12 protein-coding genes and 1 other RNA gene are annotated in these 19,260 nt (G+C 34.9%); 4 read left to right on the forward strand and 9 right to left on the reverse strand.

All coding sequences use genetic code 11. The features are described from left to right. Nucleotides 1–721: 721 nt before the first annotated feature. The 6 genes from E0W73_RS19235 to E0W73_RS19260 all read right to left on the reverse strand — a co-directional run bounded on the left by E0W73_RS19235 (nucleotide 722) and on the right by E0W73_RS19260 (nucleotide 11,966). On the reverse strand, nucleotides 722–1,492 hold the full coding sequence (locus E0W73_RS19235) for a TlpA family protein disulfide reductase (RefSeq protein ID WP_135223671.1): 771 nt from the start codon (nucleotides 1,490–1,492) through the stop codon (nucleotides 722–724). 393 nt (nucleotides 1,493–1,885) lie between these two features. Then, a complete protein-coding gene (locus E0W73_RS19240; RefSeq protein ID WP_135223672.1) occupies nucleotides 1,886–3,952 on the reverse strand; it encodes a beta-N-acetylhexosaminidase in 2,067 nt (688 codons plus the stop codon). Between the two features lie 150 nt (nucleotides 3,953–4,102). Beyond that, entirely contained in the window at nucleotides 4,103–6,040 is a 1,938-nt protein-coding gene (nagB, locus tag E0W73_RS19245; protein WP_135223673.1) for a glucosamine-6-phosphate deaminase, read from the reverse strand. 137 nt (nucleotides 6,041–6,177) lie between these two features. Further along, entirely contained in the window at nucleotides 6,178–7,203 is a 1,026-nt protein-coding gene (locus E0W73_RS19250; protein ID WP_135223674.1) for a glycosyl hydrolase family 18 protein, read from the reverse strand. A 47-nt stretch (nucleotides 7,204–7,250) separates the two neighbouring features. Next, nucleotides 7,251–8,768, reverse strand: coding sequence for a SusD/RagB family nutrient-binding outer membrane lipoprotein (locus E0W73_RS19255; protein WP_135223675.1), 1,518 nt, complete (start codon nucleotides 8,766–8,768; stop codon nucleotides 7,251–7,253). Nucleotides 8,769–8,780: 12 nt separating this feature from the next. Further along, the gene (locus E0W73_RS19260) at nucleotides 8,781–11,966 is read right to left on the reverse strand and encodes a SusC/RagA family TonB-linked outer membrane protein (protein WP_135223676.1); all 3,186 of its coding nucleotides are present in this window, start codon (nucleotides 11,964–11,966) and stop codon (nucleotides 8,781–8,783) included. Nucleotides 11,967–12,237: 271 nt separating this feature from the next. On the opposite strand from E0W73_RS19260, the gene E0W73_RS19265 reads away from it, so the two are divergent. The 3 genes from E0W73_RS19265 to E0W73_RS21625 all read left to right on the forward strand — a co-directional run bounded on the left by E0W73_RS19265 (nucleotide 12,238) and on the right by E0W73_RS21625 (nucleotide 15,909). Further along, nucleotides 12,238–13,290: a sensor histidine kinase gene (locus E0W73_RS19265; protein ID WP_135223677.1), complete on the forward strand. Its 1,053-nt coding sequence runs from the start codon at nucleotides 12,238–12,240 to the stop codon at nucleotides 13,288–13,290. Then, nucleotides 13,280–13,981 carry a LytR/AlgR family response regulator transcription factor gene (locus E0W73_RS19270; RefSeq protein ID WP_135223678.1) on the forward strand — a complete coding sequence of 234 codons (702 nt, stop codon included), beginning with the start codon at nucleotides 13,280–13,282 and terminating at the stop codon, nucleotides 13,979–13,981. Before E0W73_RS19265 ends, E0W73_RS19270 begins: the two co-directional genes overlap by 11 nt. 176 nt (nucleotides 13,982–14,157) lie before the next feature. After that, complete coding sequence (locus E0W73_RS21625; RefSeq protein ID WP_244248518.1) at nucleotides 14,158–15,909, forward strand: MFS transporter; 1,752 nt, start codon at nucleotides 14,158–14,160, stop codon at nucleotides 15,907–15,909. A 109-nt stretch (nucleotides 15,910–16,018) separates the two neighbouring features. On the opposite strand, the gene fsa is transcribed toward E0W73_RS21625, so the two are convergent. The 3 genes from fsa to ffs all read right to left on the reverse strand — a co-directional run bounded on the left by fsa (nucleotide 16,019) and on the right by ffs (nucleotide 18,084). Beyond that, complete coding sequence (fsa, locus tag E0W73_RS19285) at nucleotides 16,019–16,675, reverse strand: fructose-6-phosphate aldolase (RefSeq protein WP_135223679.1); 657 nt, start codon at nucleotides 16,673–16,675, stop codon at nucleotides 16,019–16,021. A gap of 335 nt (nucleotides 16,676–17,010) precedes the next feature. Further along, nucleotides 17,011–17,814 (reverse strand): SDR family oxidoreductase, encoded by an 804-nt coding sequence (locus E0W73_RS19290; protein WP_135223680.1) that lies wholly within the window; start codon nucleotides 17,812–17,814, stop codon nucleotides 17,011–17,013. A gap of 172 nt (nucleotides 17,815–17,986) precedes the next feature. Then, an RNA gene (gene ffs / locus E0W73_RS19295) (signal recognition particle sRNA small type) lies at nucleotides 17,987–18,084 on the reverse strand. 88 nt (nucleotides 18,085–18,172) lie between these two features. On the opposite strand from ffs, the gene E0W73_RS19300 reads away from it, so the two are divergent. Continuing rightward, nucleotides 18,173–19,222, forward strand: coding sequence for a glutaminyl-peptide cyclotransferase (locus tag E0W73_RS19300; protein WP_135223681.1), 1,050 nt, complete (start codon nucleotides 18,173–18,175; stop codon nucleotides 19,220–19,222). The last annotated feature ends 38 nt before the right edge of the window (nucleotides 19,223–19,260 follow it).

The raw sequence follows: 19,260 nt of genomic DNA on the forward strand, positions 1-19,260 counted from the left end.
ACTTATATGGTTTAAAAATCTGGAAGACTTTTGAATTAACCATATCAGTAATGTAAGTTCATTTAAAACTGAACTTAGAATTTGAATGCTCTTAAAATCCTTACACTTGCAACTTAAAACTTTATCAAACCAAACTTATAATATCTGATATGCACTTATATGGTTTAAAAATCTGGAAGACTTTTGAATTAACCATATCAGTAATGTAAGTTCATTTAAAACTGAACTTACAATTTGAATGTTCTTAAAATCCTCTCAATTGCAACTTAAAACTTTATCAAACCAAACTTATAATGTCTGATATGCACTTATATGGTTTAAAAATCTGGAAGACTTTTGAATTAACCATATAAGTAATGTAAGTTCATTTAAAACTAAACTTAGAATTTGAATGCTCTTAAAATCCTTACACTTGCAACTTAAAACTTTATCAAACCAAACTTATAATATCTGATATGCACTTATATGGTTTAAAAATTTGGAAGACTTTTGAATTAACCATATAAGTAATGTAAGTTCATTTAAAACTGAACTTAGAATTTGAATGCTCTTAAAATCCTTACACTTGCAACTTAAAACTTTATCAAACCAAACTTATAATATCTGATATGCACTTATATGGTTTAAAAATCTGGAAGACTTTTGAATTAACCATATCAGTAATGTAAGTTCATTTTAGCAAAACTTAAATTTTCTTATATTACTTATATGGTTCAAAACTTCACAATTTGCTTTCTTTAGCCAAAGCCACTTCAAGACTTTCAAAGTTTGGAAGCACTTTAGCAATCAATCCCTCTTTGTTTAGAATAAAATGTGTTGGAAATGAATTCAATTGCAATGATTCATTCATATATTCTTTCATATCAGGAATAACTGCATATGAAAGTGGTTTTCTGGCTAAAAACGTTTTCAATTGTTCTGGAGAATCTTCGGCTAAACTTATAAAAAGGAAATCTTTACGATTTTTGTACTCTTCTACTAGTTTATTCACTTGTGGAAATTCTCTAATACAAGGAGTACAATGAATGTACCAGCATTTGATTACAATGATTTTTCCTTTCATGGATTCGTTGGTAACCAAATTTCCGTTTAAATCTTTGAATGAAAACTGCGGAAAAGGCTTTCCTTCCATTTCAAAATTTTTCAAAGCGTCAAAAGCTTCCTGATTTATTGTTGCTTTGATGCTTGTATCTGATTTAGGAAGGATTTTGAATAGTTTGTAAACATATACATCCGCTTCAGATTTTAATCGAATGGGAATGAAACTTTCGTTGGCTAATTGGCCTAAAAAAACTTCTTTAGAGATTTCTTTGGAAGAAACATCAAGCGCTGTAAAATCTCTTGAAAGCATGATTGTCTTATGGTAAGCAGACCATGTCTGATAATTTTTTTGAATCTGAACTGGATCTGTTTCTGGATTTCCAAATTTATGTTGCGCTCTATTGCTTGTAACAACAAAAAAAAGCACGATTAGACCGATATATCGCTGCATGAATTCTGTATTAGGCTTCAAAAATAGTGAAAAAATTGACTTAAAGATTCACGCCGCTTTTATTGCTTTTTAGTCATAAAAAAACCTGGCAACCAAAAGTGCCAGGTTTATAAATGCTCTTTTTCAGGCAAAAACCAAATAACAAATTGCCTAAATTTGAGCATTAAACGGAAATAAAAAATTTAGATTAAAAAATAAATAACCAAACTCAAATTTAACCAAACCTCTTTTTTATTTCTTTTCTTTTATACTTTTTGGGATTTGAAACACATTAAATTTTGCTGCTCGCCATAATTACCTCTATCTATTTTGCAGATAGAGATAATAAATTATTAACTCTAAATAACAATATGATGGCGATTTCAATTATTCAACATATATCCAAACCTAACTTTAGATTAGTTTCTTTAAACTGCTGTAAACCGCCAGTTCCACATCAGCATGATCTTTTGTGTTGCATTCTTCTACAAGCTTATTTAACTCCGTCGCTTTCAATGACGATTTGTTATCCAAAACCGACAAGAAGGCTTGCGAAACGTCGCTCAATCTTTTAGACAAAGGTAGAATTGGCTGCACTAAAGGCGCATTAGTACTTAATTCAATTAATCCTTTATTTAAAGAAATCCATTTATTGAAAAAGGCAGTCAGTTTTGCTTTGTTTTCAGGCGTTTTGGAAGCTAGATATTGATTAACGGCTTCATCAAAACGTAAAGCATCTTTCGCATCTGGCGTACAAGCATCTGCAAAAAGCGTTAGAGGCGAATACATCTGATACTCCGTTCCGTTTTTATTTCGTGTATATCCTTTTAATGGCTCGCAAACATTCGTAAATTCATCCAACACTTCGACATTCTGATTATTCGAAATATTTCTTAAAATCACCGCTTTGTTTCGAATATGTGTCAATCCTAATTCTTCCAGTCTAAAAGAAACTGTTTCAAGACGTCTGCGCATACTGTCAACATCAGTAACATCTTCTGCAGACCAAAGCCTTTCGGCAATTGCCGCAGTTCTCGGCCACAGCCTAGAATCTATGGTTAATGGCGTTACAAGCTCTGTCCACATGGTTGCTTCACCTCCAAGAATTCTTGCTTTTTCTTCTGTAGATAAATTGACGCCTTTCGGCATCGGATCATTTAAGTAATGACTTGTAACCGGATACATCAAATCGATGTAAAAACCATTAGACAAGACCGTTTTATAGCCTTTTTTTACAGCGTCTACCAATGACTGGCCAGCAACAACTCCTTCGTTTGGACCTCTCCAAGAATGAACAATAGCTTCTTTAGACAAATCTTTGGTCAAAATTTCTTCCCAACCCATCAGCTGTTTTCCGTGTTTTTTAAGCATCGGTGCCAGTTGCATGGTAAAATAAGTCTGTAATTCGTGATTTGTTTTGAGATTGTGTTTCTTTTTGAATTCCTGTATTTTCGGATTGGCATCCCAATCTTTCCCTTCGTTTTCATCTCCCCCGATGTGAAAATATGCTCCTGGAAAAAGCGGACAAACCTCATCAAAAATTTCGCTTAAAATTTGATACGTCTTCGGATTTGAAGGATCTAATGTCGGTGTAAAAATACCCGCATTTCTTTCAATTCCGTAGGTTGCAATTGCAGTGCCTTTAATGTTTTTTTCGGAAGTTCCACCAGTCAGCGTAATCACTTTGCTCCCTATTTCAGGATAAGCAGTAAGTATAGCCGATCCGTGACCCGGAACATCTATTTCGGGAACAATCAAAATTCCTCTTTCATCTGCGTATTTAACTATGTTTTTAATTTCTTCCTGCGTATAGTACAAACCGTCAGAAGCCAATTCTATTAACTTTGGATGTTTTTTCATTTCAATTCTCCAACCTTGGTCGTCTACCAAGTGCCAGTGAAAAACATTCATTTTCATTGCCGCAAGTCCGTCAAGATTTCTCTTGATTACATCTATTGGCTGAAAATGCCTTGATGCATCAATCATTAATCCTCTCCAAGTAAAACGAGGAAAATCTGAAATCTGCGAAACTGGAAAATAAAATGAGTTGCTGTTGTTTTGAAGAATCTGCAGCAAAGTTTCCAGACCGTGCAAAGCTCCCAAATCGCTTGAAGCGTTTATCGTAATCTTATTCGACTTAATATCTAAATGATAGCTTTCGTCTTCATAAAGTCCGATTTTGCCCACTTTAGCACAGTTGATCTGCAGTTCTGCATTTGGAACTTCGTTTAGTTTTGTAACAAATCCTTGCTCGAAAAAAATACCTGTCCTGTCATCTAACCGACGTAAAAAACGAGTTACTCCTCCAAAAATCCTCGAATTCGGATTTCCGGTTATGTTTACTTTAAAGTTTTTGGTTAAAGAAAAATTCCCATCATTTACAACAACACTTTGAGGCCAAGGCATGAGATTGAGCTGCTCTTTTTTAATCTGAGCGCCAGCCGTTACCCCCGCTAACAGCAGTACAAATAAATATTTCATTTTTAGTTTTTTGATTAATACTATCCTTTGATAATATTGTAATTAGAAAAAAAACAAAACTCAGAAAGACCTTTATTGAATCTCACAAAATCGCAAAACAATCCATCTGAATTTTGCTGTTTGACCCGAACAATTTCGAATCGATAAATTTTAGTAATCAAAACGTTTGAAGGCTTCAATCGCTTCATACTCTGCCAAACCTAATTCGTCATAAAGTACAGCGGTATTTTTGTTTCGGTCTTCTGCCCTAACCCAGAATTCCCTTGAATCATTGCCTTGAAACATAACCCTGTCTTTCTGCGATTGATGGTACAAAATGGCGTGGCGTTTCAACAGCACTTCTGAAGGACTCAGCGGCACAGCCATATCAATTTCGTGTATGTCCCATTCGTGCCAAGCGCCTCTGTAGAGCCATAACCAGCAGTCGTCCATATAAGATTCTGTTTTCAGCTCTTTTAATGCCGCAAAAATGGCATTCAGGCAAACTTCATGCGTACCATGAGGGTCTGCCAAATCTCCCGCTGCAAAAACCTGATGCGGTTTTATTTGAGCAATAATATTTTTTACAATAGCAATATCTTCGGCTCCCAACGGATTTTTCTTAACCTGACCCGTTTCATAAAAAGGAAGATCCAAGAAATGTGTATTTTCATCTTTGAGGCCTATATAACGAGTTGCGGCGTACGATTCTCTTCTTCTGATCAAACCTTTGAGTTTTCTGACTTCTAATGAATCAATCTGGTTTTCAGTTTTATTTTTTAGAAATTCAATGACTGCCTTGAAATTGATATCTGCTCTATCTTCGCCAACAAAATCACTGGCAACTTCTGCAAATTTTAGAGCTTCTTCGTCAGAAACTGCAATATTTCCAGAGGTTTGATATACCACATGAACATCATGACCTTGTTTGATTAACTTCGAAAAAGTTCCTCCCATAGAAATCACGTCATCATCTGGATGCGGACTAAAAAGAATTACTCTTTTCTTTGCCGGATGAGCCCTTTCTGGACGAAACGAATCGTCTGTATTAGGTTTTCCTCCCGGCCAGCCAGTAATGGTATGCTGCAGAATATTAAACATATTGATGTTCATATCATAAGCAGAACCTTCTTGAGCCAAAAGATCAGACATTCCGTTATTATTATAGTCACGGTCGGTCAGCTTTAAAATAGATTGTTTTGTTTTTTGACATAACCAAACAATTGCTTTGCTTTTAAGTTCTGGCGTCCAAAGACATTCTCCGACAAGCCAAGGCGTTTTAAAACGGGTCAGTTCGGCAGCTGCAGACTGGTCCAGAACAAAAGTTGCGTTAGGATGATTCTGTAAAAAAGTTGCAGGAACTTCTGAACTTATATCTCCTTGAATCGTTCTTTTAATGATATCTGCCTTATTTTGTCCCCATGCCATCAAAACAATACGTTTTGACCTCATAATTGTAGAAACTCCCATTGTTATGGCGCGTTTCGGAACGTTATCGATGCCATTAAAAGCAGACGAAGCATCGACTCTAGTGATATGGTCTAAGGTGATAATTCGGGTTCCGGAATTAATATGCGAACCTGGTTCGTTAAAACCAACATGTCCTGTACGACCAATTCCCAGAAGCTGGAAATCAAGACCACCTGCATTCTTAATATTCATCTCATAATCGATGCAGTATTGATTGATTTCGTCGATTGCAACTGTACCATCGGGAATGTTGATGTTTTCTGGTTTGATATCGATATGATTAAAAAGATGCTCATGCATGAAATAGTGATAACTCTGATTGTTCTCTTTTGTCATCGGATAATATTCATCCAAATTAAAAGTGATTACATTGCTAAAACTTAGTCCTTCTTCTCTATGCATTCTCACCAGTTCTTCGTAAACTTTTATAGGAGAAGAACCGGTAGCTAAACCTAAAACACAAGATTTGTTTTTCTCTTGCTTAGATCGAATCAGCTGCGCAATTTCCTGTGCTACTATTATAGAAGCTTCTACAGAATTTTTAAAGATTTCGTTATGAATTTTTTCAAATCGAGTTTCTTCAAACTTTCCTGCGCTTTTATAACTAATATCAGGTTTTATATCTAAAGCACTTTTCATTTCTTTTCTTTTTTTTGTGGTAATTCCCTTTTGGATTTTAAGAATGGTATAGACAGTCGTAGCCATCTATACCATTACTACTAACCAAACTTAAACCCTTGTGATCTGTAATTTTTTGATTTTTTACTGTGGCGGTTTTAGTTGCCACAGAGACTTGTAGTTTTTACTTTTAATGACGTATATTTTTTATGAATTACTTCCAGTAAAGAATATTCATCAAATGAATCTTGTGCGAGTTCCCAAATCATGATTCCACCAGTATTTTGGGCTGCATATTCTACTTTCTGCGCAATGGTTGGTCTTCCGTTGTAATAGATTTTCCCCATTTCATCTAGTTCTATAAATGGCTTTCCTGCTGCGACAATATCACTAAATTTTGAGCTAGTCACTTCTGGATTCGTAAAATTATAACCATAAAAAGGCACACCAAGAGTCAGTTTCTCACTAGGAACATTTTGAAGTTTATGCCAGAAATCTATTCCTTCCTTAGCAAAAGCAAAAGAACTATGCTGACCAGGTTTGTTTGGTGCCCAAGGACCAGTGTAATCATAAGCCATTACATTGATAAAATCGAAAGCTTCTAAAGCAGCTGCATTTATGTTTTCAAAACGAGAATTATTTGGAAGCGCAGCAGTCAATAGCTTTTTATGCTCCATCATGCTCTTTTTTAACTCCACAACAAAACCACTGTAACCAACTGTTACAGCATCCCATTCTAAATCTACGTCAACGCCGTCCAGCTTATGTTGCTCGACAAAATTTACAATGTTCTGAATTAAAGCTGGTCTGTTCTCAGGCTTATCAATTAACCATGACCAATTTGAAGCTTGTTCTTCTGAGATTACGCCACCTGCCAAAGATATACTTATAACAATATTAGGATTAACTGATTTGGCATATTTCACCAATGCATCAATATCTCCTGAGAAAACAATGTTTCCATTTTTATCAGGATTTGCAAATGCCACATTGAGATGTGTTAATTTACAAAACTGAATTGATGTCATTTTATCAAAATTATCCGTAGATAGATATCCTACAACTCTAGATGTCTTCTTTTTGGTATTATCAATTTCTGAATCTTTTTGAGACGTACAGCTGTAAACAGAAATAAGTGAACTTATAAAAAAGAGGATGCCTAATAAGGCTTTATTTTTTCTCATATTTTTGATTTTAATACTACCTTATTAGGCATAACTCTATTTTAGTTTTAGTTTACATCCCACCAAACTTTGTTCAGCCAGTCGTTTGTTCCTCCCATTCTAGACAGAGCCTCTTTATAGTTGACTCCATTCTTCTGCATTTCATCATTTGGATAGTATAAACGTTTTGGCGTAACACCATTTGTCTCAGAATCTGGATTTGTAATTGGCAACAATTGCGGGAAACCAGTTCTTCTCCAGTTAGAATACGCTTCAATACTATTGAATAAGTAAGTTACCCAAAGCTGTGTTGCAATTTGTTCTTTTTCAGACCCTGCCACTAAAGGTTTTGCTGTCAAATACGTATTAATAGCTGCTGGAGTTGCTGGAGTTGCTCCATAAATTTCTAATTGCCTAATACCCGCTTCAACTCCTTTTCTATAATAATCTGCTGCTGTACCCGTTACCCATCCTCTGTATGCTGCTTCAGCCAATAATAATTGTGATTCTGAATAACTAACATGCAAAAATGGTGTAGTTCTTAATTTCAAATAAGGCTGGATTCCAGAAATAGCGTTTGAACCACCTGGCATTTCCCATTGAAAAAGACCTGGAGTATTTCCTATGTACAAATCTTCTCCTGGAAGAGGAGCTCCACCCGCTGCGCCTGCAGTTTTTGGAGTTGCAAGCATAGTTAATCTAGGGTCACCGTTATTTTTCAAGAAATTAATCATTAGAGTGCTAAAGTGGTCACCATTTTCATTTCCAATTAGTGCATAAGACAATCCGTTTCCTCTAAAATCAAGTGCTCCTGGAGTATCATTAAACGGATAATCTAAATGTTTCATGATACAGTTGTCCAAATTGCTTTCGAAAACTCCATTTTGAAACGCTGCTTTTGCTTGTTTTTCAGCTTCAGCCGGTTTTACTTCTGAGATTCTCATTGCTAAACGCAAACGAATTGTATTAGCAAGTTTCTTCCATTTTGAAATATCTCCGTCATAAAATAAGTCTCCTTTTACTGCACCACCATTTGCATTTAATTGCACAAAAGCCTCTTCTAATTCAGCAAAAAATTGATTGTAGATATCCTCTTGTTTATCATATTTCGGAGTTACAATTCCTTTAGAGAAACCTTGACCTGCTTCTGAATAAGGACAATCGCCATATAAATCGGTAATACGCTGTGCGACCATTACTCTCATAATTTTCGCCACGGCATTCATATTGACCATGTCGGCTTTTCCGCTTGTTTTCTCGATAACGTCTACGATACTTTTTAATTCATTAGCATATCCATTTCTCCATATTGCCGTTGCATAGTCGTCATTTTTCTTAAACTTACTTCCAAATTCTGTTACATTCCACGCTCCTGCATAGTGTTGCACAAAGCCTCCAGAATAAATTAAATTGGCTCTCCATTGATAGTATCCATCACCAGACATACACAATTGAGTAAAAGAAAGCTGTCCTGCTGGATTTGCAGATAACGCAACGGGATCTTTTTCCAGTTCGTCAAAATTGTCTGTACAGCTTACCGTAGCAAAAGTTACAAGTGCAGCTAATATTATATTTTTAAATTTCATAATTTCTATTTTTTAGAATGTAACTTTAAGATTAAAACCATATGATCTTCTAAATGGTAAAGAACCATACTCAAAACCTTGTCCGTTTCCTGAAGTATACATAGATTCAGGATCAACGTTTGGTAAATCTTTACTAAAAGTCAATAAATTTCTAGCAAATGCTGAAACATAAATTGAGTTTATTTTTGATCCAGCGAAAACACTTCCAGGAATTGTGTATCCTAAACTTAGCTCTCTCAATTTCACATAAGAAGCATCATAAACAAACGGTGCTGGTGAGTTGTTGAAAACAGTGCTCCAGTAATCTTGAGGATTAACCGGTCTTGTATTTTGCACATAGTTTGGATTGTCTGCTGTTCCAGTATTTACAACACCTTGCACTACGTAACCAGCTGTAGGAATCCATGTTGACTGGCTAAAGTTCGGGTCATTTGCAACCGCTTCAGCTCTGGCTGCATTGTAAGCATCTCTTCCTTCTGTTGTAATATCCAAAAGACCTTTTTGAGCCGCAAGTGCATTTGTCATAGAATAAACATCCATTCCAAATTTCATATCAAGCAAGAATTGAAGTGTAATTCCTTTATAAGAGAAACGGTTTGTCAAACCTGCTGCCCAATCAGGAAGACCTTTTCCTAAAGCCACTTTATTATCTGTAAATAAAGGCATACCGTTTGCTCCAACAATTTTTTCTCCAGATGGTGTTCTTAAGAAATCTTTCCCCATAATTGTTCCATACTGTCCTCCAACTTGTGCCACAATCGCTGCACCAGCCCAACGAGCTTCAGAAATAGTATAAGTATCAATATCTGGATGTAAAGACACGATCGAGTTTTTATTTCTAGAGAAGTTCAAATCAATTCCCCATTCAAAATCTTTTGTTTTGATTGGCGTACCAGATAAGAATACCTCGATACCTTCGTTACGCAATTTACCAGCATTTACAGAGATAAATTCATATCCAGATGTTGCAGATGAAGGTAAATCTATAGTTTGGTCTGAAGTATCTTCACGGTAAACTGTAATATCAGCTCTTAATCTGTTTTTGAAGAAAGCTGTTTCAAGACCAAACTCAATTCCTGTTTTAGACTGGTATGTTAAATTTGGATTTGGTGCAGAAGTATTTTTAATATTTACCACACTTCCTCCATTATAAGAAGAATAAGTTGTATAATTTAATGCATTTTTATAAGCGCCCGGAGCATTCGAAACTTGTGCCCAAGAACCTCTTAATTTACCATAAGAAAATGTATCGCTCTGAAGTCCAAGTGCATCAGAGAAAATGAATCCCATCGAAGCTGCCGGATAAAAAGCATCTTTATTAATTACACTAAACCAGTCGTTTCTTCCTGTAAACTCAGCATATAAATATCCTTTGTAATCAAATTTTGCAGAACCGTAAACAGAATTAGTTCTTGTTTTTGTTTCTACCGGAGCATTTTCAGTTTGGTTAGAGAAATTACTAATGTACTCTGTTCCTGGCTCAATAATATTAGTTGCAAATCTAGAGTTTTGTTGTCTTCTAAAATCTCTTCTACCTGTACCAAGAATTCCTGAGAAAGTAAAATCTTTTGCTAATTTAATATCACTAAAAGTAGCAATGATATCGGTATTCATTTCAGAGACTTTAATACCTTCCAAACCTAAATAACCATTATCTCTTCCAGGCCAAGTGTTTCCACCTTCCATAAAATCTTTGGAATCAAAAGTGTAAGTATCTAAACCCGTTCTAAATGTTAATCCAACCCATTTTTTCAATTGGTATGTTCCTGTAACATTACCCATAAAACGGTTTTTCTTAGTTGCATTATGATTTTGGTTTACAATCCAGTAAGGATTCAATGAATACACATTGTTATTCCACTGATACATTCCTCCAGTTTCTGGATTTTGAGCATTTTGCAACCATGCCTGATCAATATTTGGCGCCAAACCACTTAAGGCATACCCAACGTTATTTGGAGAATCTCCTAAACCTGGTCTGTTATTCGTGTTTTCTACCATATAGTTTACATTAGCATCCAAAGTAAATTTTTCAGATTTTAATGTGGCATTTAAACTTGCATCATTTCTTTCTAACCCTGTGTTCGGAATTACATCATCATTTTTTAAATTATTATATCCGAAACGTACAAATGCATTTTCACTTCCTGAAGACAAAGAGATACCATTTGTCATCGTAACTCCTGTTCTAAAAAAGTCTTGAATATTGTTTTTAACTCTTGCATAAGGTTTCATAGAGCCATCAAATATTACAACTTGTTGCCCAACCGTTTCAGAAAACTTAGGCCCCCATGCATTTGTAGTGTAGCTATAAACTTCAGTAGGTCTTGCTGGATCTGGTAAAAGTCCGTTAGATCCTGAACCATATTCTGTTTGATAATCACTATATTTAGCATTCACACGATCAAAGCTCACCCCGCTATTAAGTTCTACTTTTAATGCTCCTTTACTTCCTTTTTTAGTAGTAATCAAGATTACTCCATTTAACGCTCTAGAACCATATAAAGCTGCAGCTGCTGCACCTTTAAGTACCGTTAAACTTTCAATGTTGTTTGGGTTGATACTTGAGATTCCATCTCCGCTATCTCTACCGTCAAACCATTTACTTGTTGCCGCTTGATCGTTATTTAATCCTGAGTTGTCAATTGGCACGCCATCAACAATGTAAAGTGGCTGGTTACTTTCGCCAATACTAGAAATACCTCTAATAATAACACGAGTACTTCCACCAACACCAGTTGCAGGAATAGACACATCAACACCGGCAACCTTACCAGAAAGTGCTGTAGCAACATTTGTAGTGATTACTTTGTTTAACTGGTCTCCTTTTACATCCTGAACAGCATAACCTAATTCTTTTTTCTGTCTCTTAATACCTAATGCCGTTACCACAACTTCATTAAGATTTTGAGCATCTTCAGCAAGCGAAACGTTAAACTGTGCAGCATCTGTAACAGTTACAGATTGAGATTTGAAGCCAATGTACGAAAATACTAAAACGTCATTTTTTGTTGCTTGAATTGTATACAATCCATCATAATCTGTCTGGCTTGCTTTGTTTGTTCCTTTAATAAGGACTGTAACTCCTGGTAATGGCAAACCCTTTGTGTCTGTTACCAAACCTTTGACTGTTTTTACTTGGGCAAACATAATTTGCGCCGTAAAAACAATCATAAAGATTAAGAAATTTTTTTTCATGTTTATTTTATTTTGTTAGTTATGAGGTAAAATTATTCTTAAGACATTGTTAAAAAAAATAAATTAAACCAACGACAACAAAATTTAAACCAACGACATAAATCATTCAATAATGCGTTTTACGAAAACGTTCTATCTAGAAAATAAAACATCATTTGAGTTTATTTGGGAAATTTTATTCAAAAAAATTGCGACTTTGCCTTTAATTGTTTAAAGTTGCACAAGATTTAATTCGTGTTAAGAAAAACCAAAAACCTTAATTGCTTGTCCATTGAAAGAAATTCGAAAAGTTAAGTTTAACATAAAACTGCAGAATCATATTTGGTTTTGGGGAGTGTACTTTACTTTAAACTTTTTAAGATGGGGAGCTTATTTTAATGACTATCCTTACGCATTCAAATCGAATTTGATAGAGTTCTCTTTGGTTATTCCTTTGGTATATCTCAATTTATTTGTTTTAGTCCCTAAATATGTACTAAAGCAGAAATACATTATGTATACGTGTTTGTTACTAGTCAGTTTATTTGCAATCTATTTACTGAAAACAGCTCTAACCTATTACATTATATCTGAAAACATCTGGCCGGAAGCCAATCGAGAATACCATCCTTTCGAAATAAATCACATCGTTGCTGTTTGTATTGGAGAGTTGTATGTTTTGGCAATGGCTTCTTCGGTGTATCTTACACTGACTTGGCTGCGCGAAAGAGAAAGAAACCGCTCCTTAAGAGAAAATCAATTTAAAATAAAACTGAAGTACCTTGAGAATCAGATTCAGCCACATTTTTTTTTCAACACTTTAAACAATCTTTACGCCCTATCGCTAGAATCGTCAAAAAAAGTTCCTGATGTAATTATAAAATTATCTCATCTGATGGAATATGTTTTGTACGACATAAAAGGGACCAAATTTGTACCACTCATCAAAGAAATAGATTATATTCAGAATTACATTGAAATTGAAAAATTGCGGTTTGAAAATGTAGAAGTGGCCATAAATTTAGAATCGGCTATAGAAGATGTCGTGGTACCGCCGCTGATTTTTATTTCATTAGTCGAAAACGCTTTCAAACACGGAGGTTTAAACAATAATAGCCTAAAAATCAAAATCAATTGCAAAGTTGTAGACAATAAAACACTTGATTTTGAAATTTTAAATAATTTCGTATTTTCACAAAACCATAATCCCAAAAAAGGGATTGGGCTCGTAAATACCAAAAAGAGATTAAAGCTCATTTACAAAAACAATTTCAGTCTCAAACACCAAACAAAATTTAATTTCTACATAATCAGATTACAAATACCTATCCAGCATGAAGATTAAATGTGTATTAATTGATGACGAACCCTTAGCAATCAAGGTTCTGCAGAATTACTTTGTCAATTTTACAGATTTTGAAGTTATCGGCACATTCAACAACTCTCTTGAGGCGCTTGACTTTATCAACAGTACTTCTGTAGATGCTGTTTTTCTCGACATCAACATGCCCATGATGACTGGTTTTGAACTGATTAGCCTTATCGAAAACAAAACTAAAGTAATCATCACAACTGCATTTAGAGAATTTGCTGCCGAAAGTTACGATCTTGATGTTTTGGATTACCTGGTAAAACCTATTCCGCTCCCAAGATTCATCAAATGCATCAATAAAATCACTACAGAATATAATCTCAAAAACAACATAAAAGTCGAAAGCTCAAAAGGCGACTCTCATATTTTTATCAAGGTTGATAAAAAAATGATGAAAATCAATATCGAGGAAATTCTTTTTGTTGAAGGCATGAAGGAATACATCAAAGTTGTAACTCCAGACAAAACCTACATCACGCATAAATCTTTAACTTCATTATCAGAAGAACTTCCTGCTGAGCGTTTCCTTCGTATTCACAAATCTTATGTAATTGCCTTAAACAAGGTAAAATCAATAGAAGGAAACCGAGTTCAGATTCAGTCTTACAATATTCCGATAGGAAGAAACTACAGTAAAGACGTTAAAAACAAAATTCTGGAGTAATTATCCTATTTATATATTTTTTTATAAAACACTTTAAATTAACACTTTGTTGAAAAAATAATGTCGTTGGTTTAAATTTAACATTATTTATATCGTTTTATTTTTTTTTGAAACCGCTAACAAATATATTTACGGTCTTCAAAAAACAAATTATATAAAAAATTAACCTCATTCTTATGACTTCAGAAAATGTACAAACCAAATGGGGGCAGTTTATCTCACTGATAATTGTCTTCTTCTTTTGGGGTTTTGTCGGCTCTGCCAATGACATCCTTATTCCCGTATTCAAAAAAGTATTTACGTTATCGCAGGTACAATCACAATTAGTAGCGTGGGCATTTTATGCTGCGTATTTCGTAGGTTCAATCATATTTTTTATTGTGTCGCTTAAAGCTGATGTTCTACAAAAATTTGGATACAAAAAAACATTGGCCGCCGGATTAGTTCTTTCTGCAGTTGGTTCATTTTTATTCATCCCAGCCGCATCTTTCGGGAGTTTCCCTTTCTTTTTATCTGCATTGTTTATCGTTGGGTTAGGGTTTTCGATTCAGCAGATTGTTGCCAATCCTCTGGCTATTAAAATGGGAGACCCAGCAACCGGAGCACACCGATTAACTCTTGCAGGAGGTATCAACTCTTTCGGAACAACAATTGGAGCTATCTTACTTGGAATTGCCCTATTCGGAATGGGAAATAACGAGGAAAGCAAAAAAGACAAAACTTCTATTGAAATTATACAAGGTGATTTCGTTAAACTAAAAAATGAAATCACAGAAAACATAAAGCAAATCAAAAGCGACAATGTTGACCCTAAAACAGTTACAGAAACTGCCGCAAATGCTTTAACAGAACAGCTTGCTAATGTTGATGCTCAGTTGCTAGCAATTTCGGGCAGTGCAAAAGATGCACCAGTTAAACCTTTTGTTAAGCAGTACGAAACAATTGAAAAGGAAGTTGCAAAAGTAGAACTGCCTTTGCAAGTAGTGAAATCAAAATTAGAATTAGTAAAATTCCCTTTCACTATCTTAGGAATTGCATTTATTGTAGTGGCTATTTTTATGTACTTCTCTAAAATCGAAGACCCTGCAAAAGTAGATCCAGAAGCTATAATCGAGCATGAAAAAGGAAAATTCAGCATTTTCGACTATCCTCAGTTATACTTAGGAATGTTAGGAATCTTCATTTATGTTGGAACAGAAGTTACCATCATCAGCAACCTTCCTGCTTTATTAAAAACAAGCGAGTTCGGAAGCGTTCTAGAAGATGCAATCGCTCCTTTTATCGCCCTTTATTGGGGAAGTTTAATGATCGGACGCTGGAATGGCGGTGTAAATGTTTTCAATACTTCAAACCTAGTAAATACAGCGCTTAAGTTTATTGTTCCAGCTTTAGCATTCGGAGTAATTATTGGAGCAAATATTTTTGCTGCTCACGACGTTTCTTCATTCTACATTTACCCGATCTGGATTTTACTATTCATTGCCGTAAGTTTCGTAGGAGGAAAAAATGCCGGAAAAACATTAATGCTTTTTGGAATTTCAGGACTTGTAATGATGGTTCTTGGACTGGTGTGGAAAGATCCAGAAATCGCTAAATTCTTCTTTATTTCAGGAGGTTTATTCCTTTCTATCATGTGGCCTTCTATCTTCGATTTAGCCATCGCAGGATTAGGAAAAAATACCGGAAAAGCATCATCTTTCCTTATCATGATGATTCTTGGAGGTGGAGTTATTCCGTTGGTACAAGGGGGTATCTGTGATTTGGATGCTACCCACCCAGAAGGAATATTCGGAATCACTTACACGCACTTCTCGTACATTGTACCGCTTATCGGTTTTGCTTATTTAGCATTTTACGGATTCTATTGTCCTAAAATCTTAAAAAGACAAGGAATCAGCCACGTAGAAAGCGAAGGCGGAGGACACTAAAAATTGCACAAATCAATTCATAAAAAAAGCTCTCATTAGTAAAAATGAGAGCTTTTTTGCATAAAAGAATTTAGCAACTCTGAAGCTTAGAACCTCAGAAGCTAAAAAATTATTTATTTCCTTTTTCGAAATCAGCAACAAACTGCGCCAAACCGATGTCTGTCAAAGGATGTTTCAATAATCCCGTAATCGCAGAAAGTGGTCCGGTCATTACATCAGCACCAATTTTAGCACAATTCACAATGTGCATAGTATGACGTACAGAAGCAGCCAAAATTTGAGTTTCGTAACCATAGTTGTCGTAAACCTCTCTAATTTCCTGAATTAGGTTTAACCCGTCAGTCGAAATATCATCAAGACGGCCAACAAACGGAGAAACATAAGTAGCTCCAGCCTTAGCCGCTAAAATTGCTTGTCCAACAGAGAATACTAATGTTACGTTAGTTTTGATTCCTTTATCAGAAAAATATTTCGCAGCCATAACTCCCTCTTTAGTCATCGGAAGTTTAACAACGATTTGCTCATGAAGCTCAGCCAATTCCTCACCTTCTTTAACCATTCCGTCAAAATCAAGGGCATTTACTTCAGCACTTACATCACCGTCTACAAGATCGCAGATGTCAACATAATGTTTTAAAATATTATTTTTTCCTGTAATACCTTCTTTAGCCATCAATGACGGATTAGTGGTTACACCATCCAAAACACCTAAAGCCTGTGCTTCTTTAATCTGCGCTAAGTTAGCTGTGTCAATAAAAAATTTCATAATTTATTTATATTAATTTGTGGTTGATTGTTTGGGCGTGTCCCAAGGGCCGGGCTTTCCGCTATATCTTTTTATTTTTAAAGAAAAAATAAAAAGGATGCCGCTTCAATCCCTCACGCAAAATCCGCAGCAAAATTACGATTTTAAATCGTGAAACGTCGTAACAAAAAAATAGTTTTTCGTTTTATAAACAAGTTTAAATGATAATAATTCAAAAGATTAGCTTTTCTGTGTTCATTTCAACAATTCTTAGCAAACAGTTTCAAAACACTATTCCAAACAAAAAACGTTGTGGCCTACACAACGTTTTTTATTATTCTTCTCAAAAAAGTCAATTACAATTTATAATGATTCATTAACATTTTCTCGTACACTTTATCTGGAAGCGCTCGTTTTAGCACAATCGAGAATTTCTGCATAAAAGCGCCTACCTTATAATGCACTTTTGGCTTTGGACTCTGAATGATTTTATAAACTGCTTCTGCCATTTCGTTCGGATTCCCTCCTGCATCTACATGTTCGTTCATAGTAGAAAGAATCTGTCCATAAACTTTCTCATAAGCCGAATCTATGAGAACCGGAGCATGATAACGACCCGCTGCAATATTGGTTGCAAAATCTCCTGGAGCCACATTGGTAATTTCTACCCCGAAAGGTTTTACTTCCATTCTTAATGCCTCTGTAATCAATTCCAAAGCTCCTTTTGATGCCGAATAAACACTTCTATACGGCAACCCCATATAACCAGCAATTGAAGTAACATTGATAATCAAACCTGAATTTTGTTTGCGCATCTGCGGTAAAACAGCTTTCATAACTTCAATTGGCCCAAAGAAATTAGTCTCAAAATTATTTCGAATTTCTTCTGTTGGAATTTCTTCTAGAGGCCCCGTAATACCAACTCCAGCATTATTGATCACAATATCTAATCTGCCAGAAGTTTCAATAATTTTAGAAACCGCCGTCTGGATAGACGTTGCATTTCTAACATCCAAAGCAATCAAAGGAAAAACAGAATTCAGTACTTTCTCAGGATTTCGGCTTGTTCCGTAAACCACAAAACCTTTCTGATGCAAATATTCACCAATAGATTTTCCAATTCCAGAAGATCCTCCGGTTATTAAAACGACTTTATTCATTTTTTTTAAAGTTGTTAGTTATAGGTTTAAGAGTTCAGAGTTATAAATTTTGTGTTATAAGTAAAGTAAACTTCACAACTTTTAACCTATAACTTCTAACTTCCAAACGTCCAAAAATAAAAAAATCCTCCAATAAGGAAGATTACAAATTAAATAAATTCTAAAAATAAAAAAATGGCAAGCGACCTACATCGCACCGCTCAACCACGTACCCTTGCTATGTTCCCATCCTGGGGGAGTCTGCAGGAGCTGGTCGTGTAGGACTTGCCGGTGCAAATATACAATCTTTTTATATTTTTGCAAGGACTTTGTTGCTATAAAAATATCGTCGTATATTGGCTTATTCAAAATTTAAATCATGAAAAAACATAACTTCTTAGCTGTCATTTTATTAGGAGCCACAATAATCGGATGTGGAGATAAAAATAAAGGTGAAAATTCTTTATTTACTATCGATGATGCTGCATTTTCTGCTCATTTTTTGCCTCAGGAATCAGTTTCTATCGGAATTTTAAACCCAAATTCTAAAGAAATCGACAGCATTGCTTACTTTGTAAACGACAAAAAAGTGGGAAGTACAAAAGGCGACGCTAAATTCAAATTCGATTTGAAAGATCAAAAATTAGGCTATCAGCATCTAAAAGCGACTGTATATTTTGGCGGAGATTCGTCTGATGCTACTAAAAGAATTGAAGTTGTATCTGACGTACAGCCAAAAGCTTTAAAATATAAAATCGTAAATACTTTTGTACACGACTCTACAGCTTTTACTGAAGGACTTGAATTTCATGATGGAAGACTTTTCGAAAGTACCGGACAAGAAGGCAACTCATATTTTAGAGAGTTAGATTATAAAACGGGAAAAGTAATTAAACAGGTAGATTTGCCTAAAGAAGATTTTGGTGAAGGAATTACTTTTATCAATGATAAAATTTATCAATTAACCTGGCAACAAAAAAAGGGATATGTTTATGATGCTAAAACCTTTAAATTAGAAAAGACTTTCACTTATGATAAAGAAATTGAAGGCTGGGGAATGACTCATGACGACAAATTCATTTATCATTCTGACGGAACGGAAAAAATCTGGAAAATGGATCCTGCTAATCAAAAACTAATTGATTATATAAATGTATATTCAGGAACTTCAAAAATTAAAGCACTCAATGAATTAGAATTAATAAACGGGAAATTCTATGCAAATGTTTGGCAGAAAGATGCAATTGCGGTAATTGATCCAAAATCTGGTGCAGTTGAAGGAATATTAGATCTTTCTGGGTTGCGTAAATTTATTAAAGCTCCAAAAGCTGAAGTTTTAAATGGAATCGCTTATAACCCTCAAACCAAAACTATTTTTGTAACTGGAAAATACTGGGAAAAAATGTTTGAAATAACAGTTTCGGAATAAAGGAATTAAAATTCAATCTTTAAATTCCAAATTTCAAA

Origin of the sequence: Flavobacterium foetidum (assembly GCF_004634245.1) — a bacterium.
GTDB classification, from domain to species: Bacteria; Bacteroidota; Bacteroidia; order Flavobacteriales; family Flavobacteriaceae; genus Flavobacterium; species Flavobacterium foetidum.

Coding starts and splice junctions, on each gene's coding strand:
- E0W73_RS19300 (WP_135223681.1), top strand. CDS start 18,173: ATGAAAAAACATAACTTCTTAGCTGTCATTTTATTAGGAGCCACAATA.
- fsa (WP_135223679.1), bottom strand. CDS start 16,675: ATGAAATTTTTTATTGACACAGCTAACTTAGCGCAGATTAAAGAAGCA.
- E0W73_RS19260 (WP_135223676.1), bottom strand. CDS start 11,966: ATGAAAAAAAATTTCTTAATCTTTATGATTGTTTTTACGGCGCAAATT.
- E0W73_RS19270 (WP_135223678.1), top strand. CDS start 13,280: ATGAAGATTAAATGTGTATTAATTGATGACGAACCCTTAGCAATCAAG.
- E0W73_RS19255 (WP_135223675.1), bottom strand. CDS start 8,768: ATGAAATTTAAAAATATAATATTAGCTGCACTTGTAACTTTTGCTACG.
- E0W73_RS19290 (WP_135223680.1), bottom strand. CDS start 17,814: ATGAATAAAGTCGTTTTAATAACCGGAGGATCTTCTGGAATTGGAAAA.
- E0W73_RS19250 (WP_135223674.1), bottom strand. CDS start 7,203: ATGAGAAAAAATAAAGCCTTATTAGGCATCCTCTTTTTTATAAGTTCA.
- E0W73_RS19240 (WP_135223672.1), bottom strand. CDS start 3,952: ATGAAATATTTATTTGTACTGCTGTTAGCGGGGGTAACGGCTGGCGCT.
- nagB (WP_135223673.1), bottom strand. CDS start 6,040: ATGAAAAGTGCTTTAGATATAAAACCTGATATTAGTTATAAAAGCGCA.
- E0W73_RS21625 (WP_244248518.1), top strand. CDS start 14,158: ATGACTTCAGAAAATGTACAAACCAAATGGGGGCAGTTTATCTCACTG.
- E0W73_RS19235 (WP_135223671.1), bottom strand. CDS start 1,492: ATGCAGCGATATATCGGTCTAATCGTGCTTTTTTTTGTTGTTACAAGC.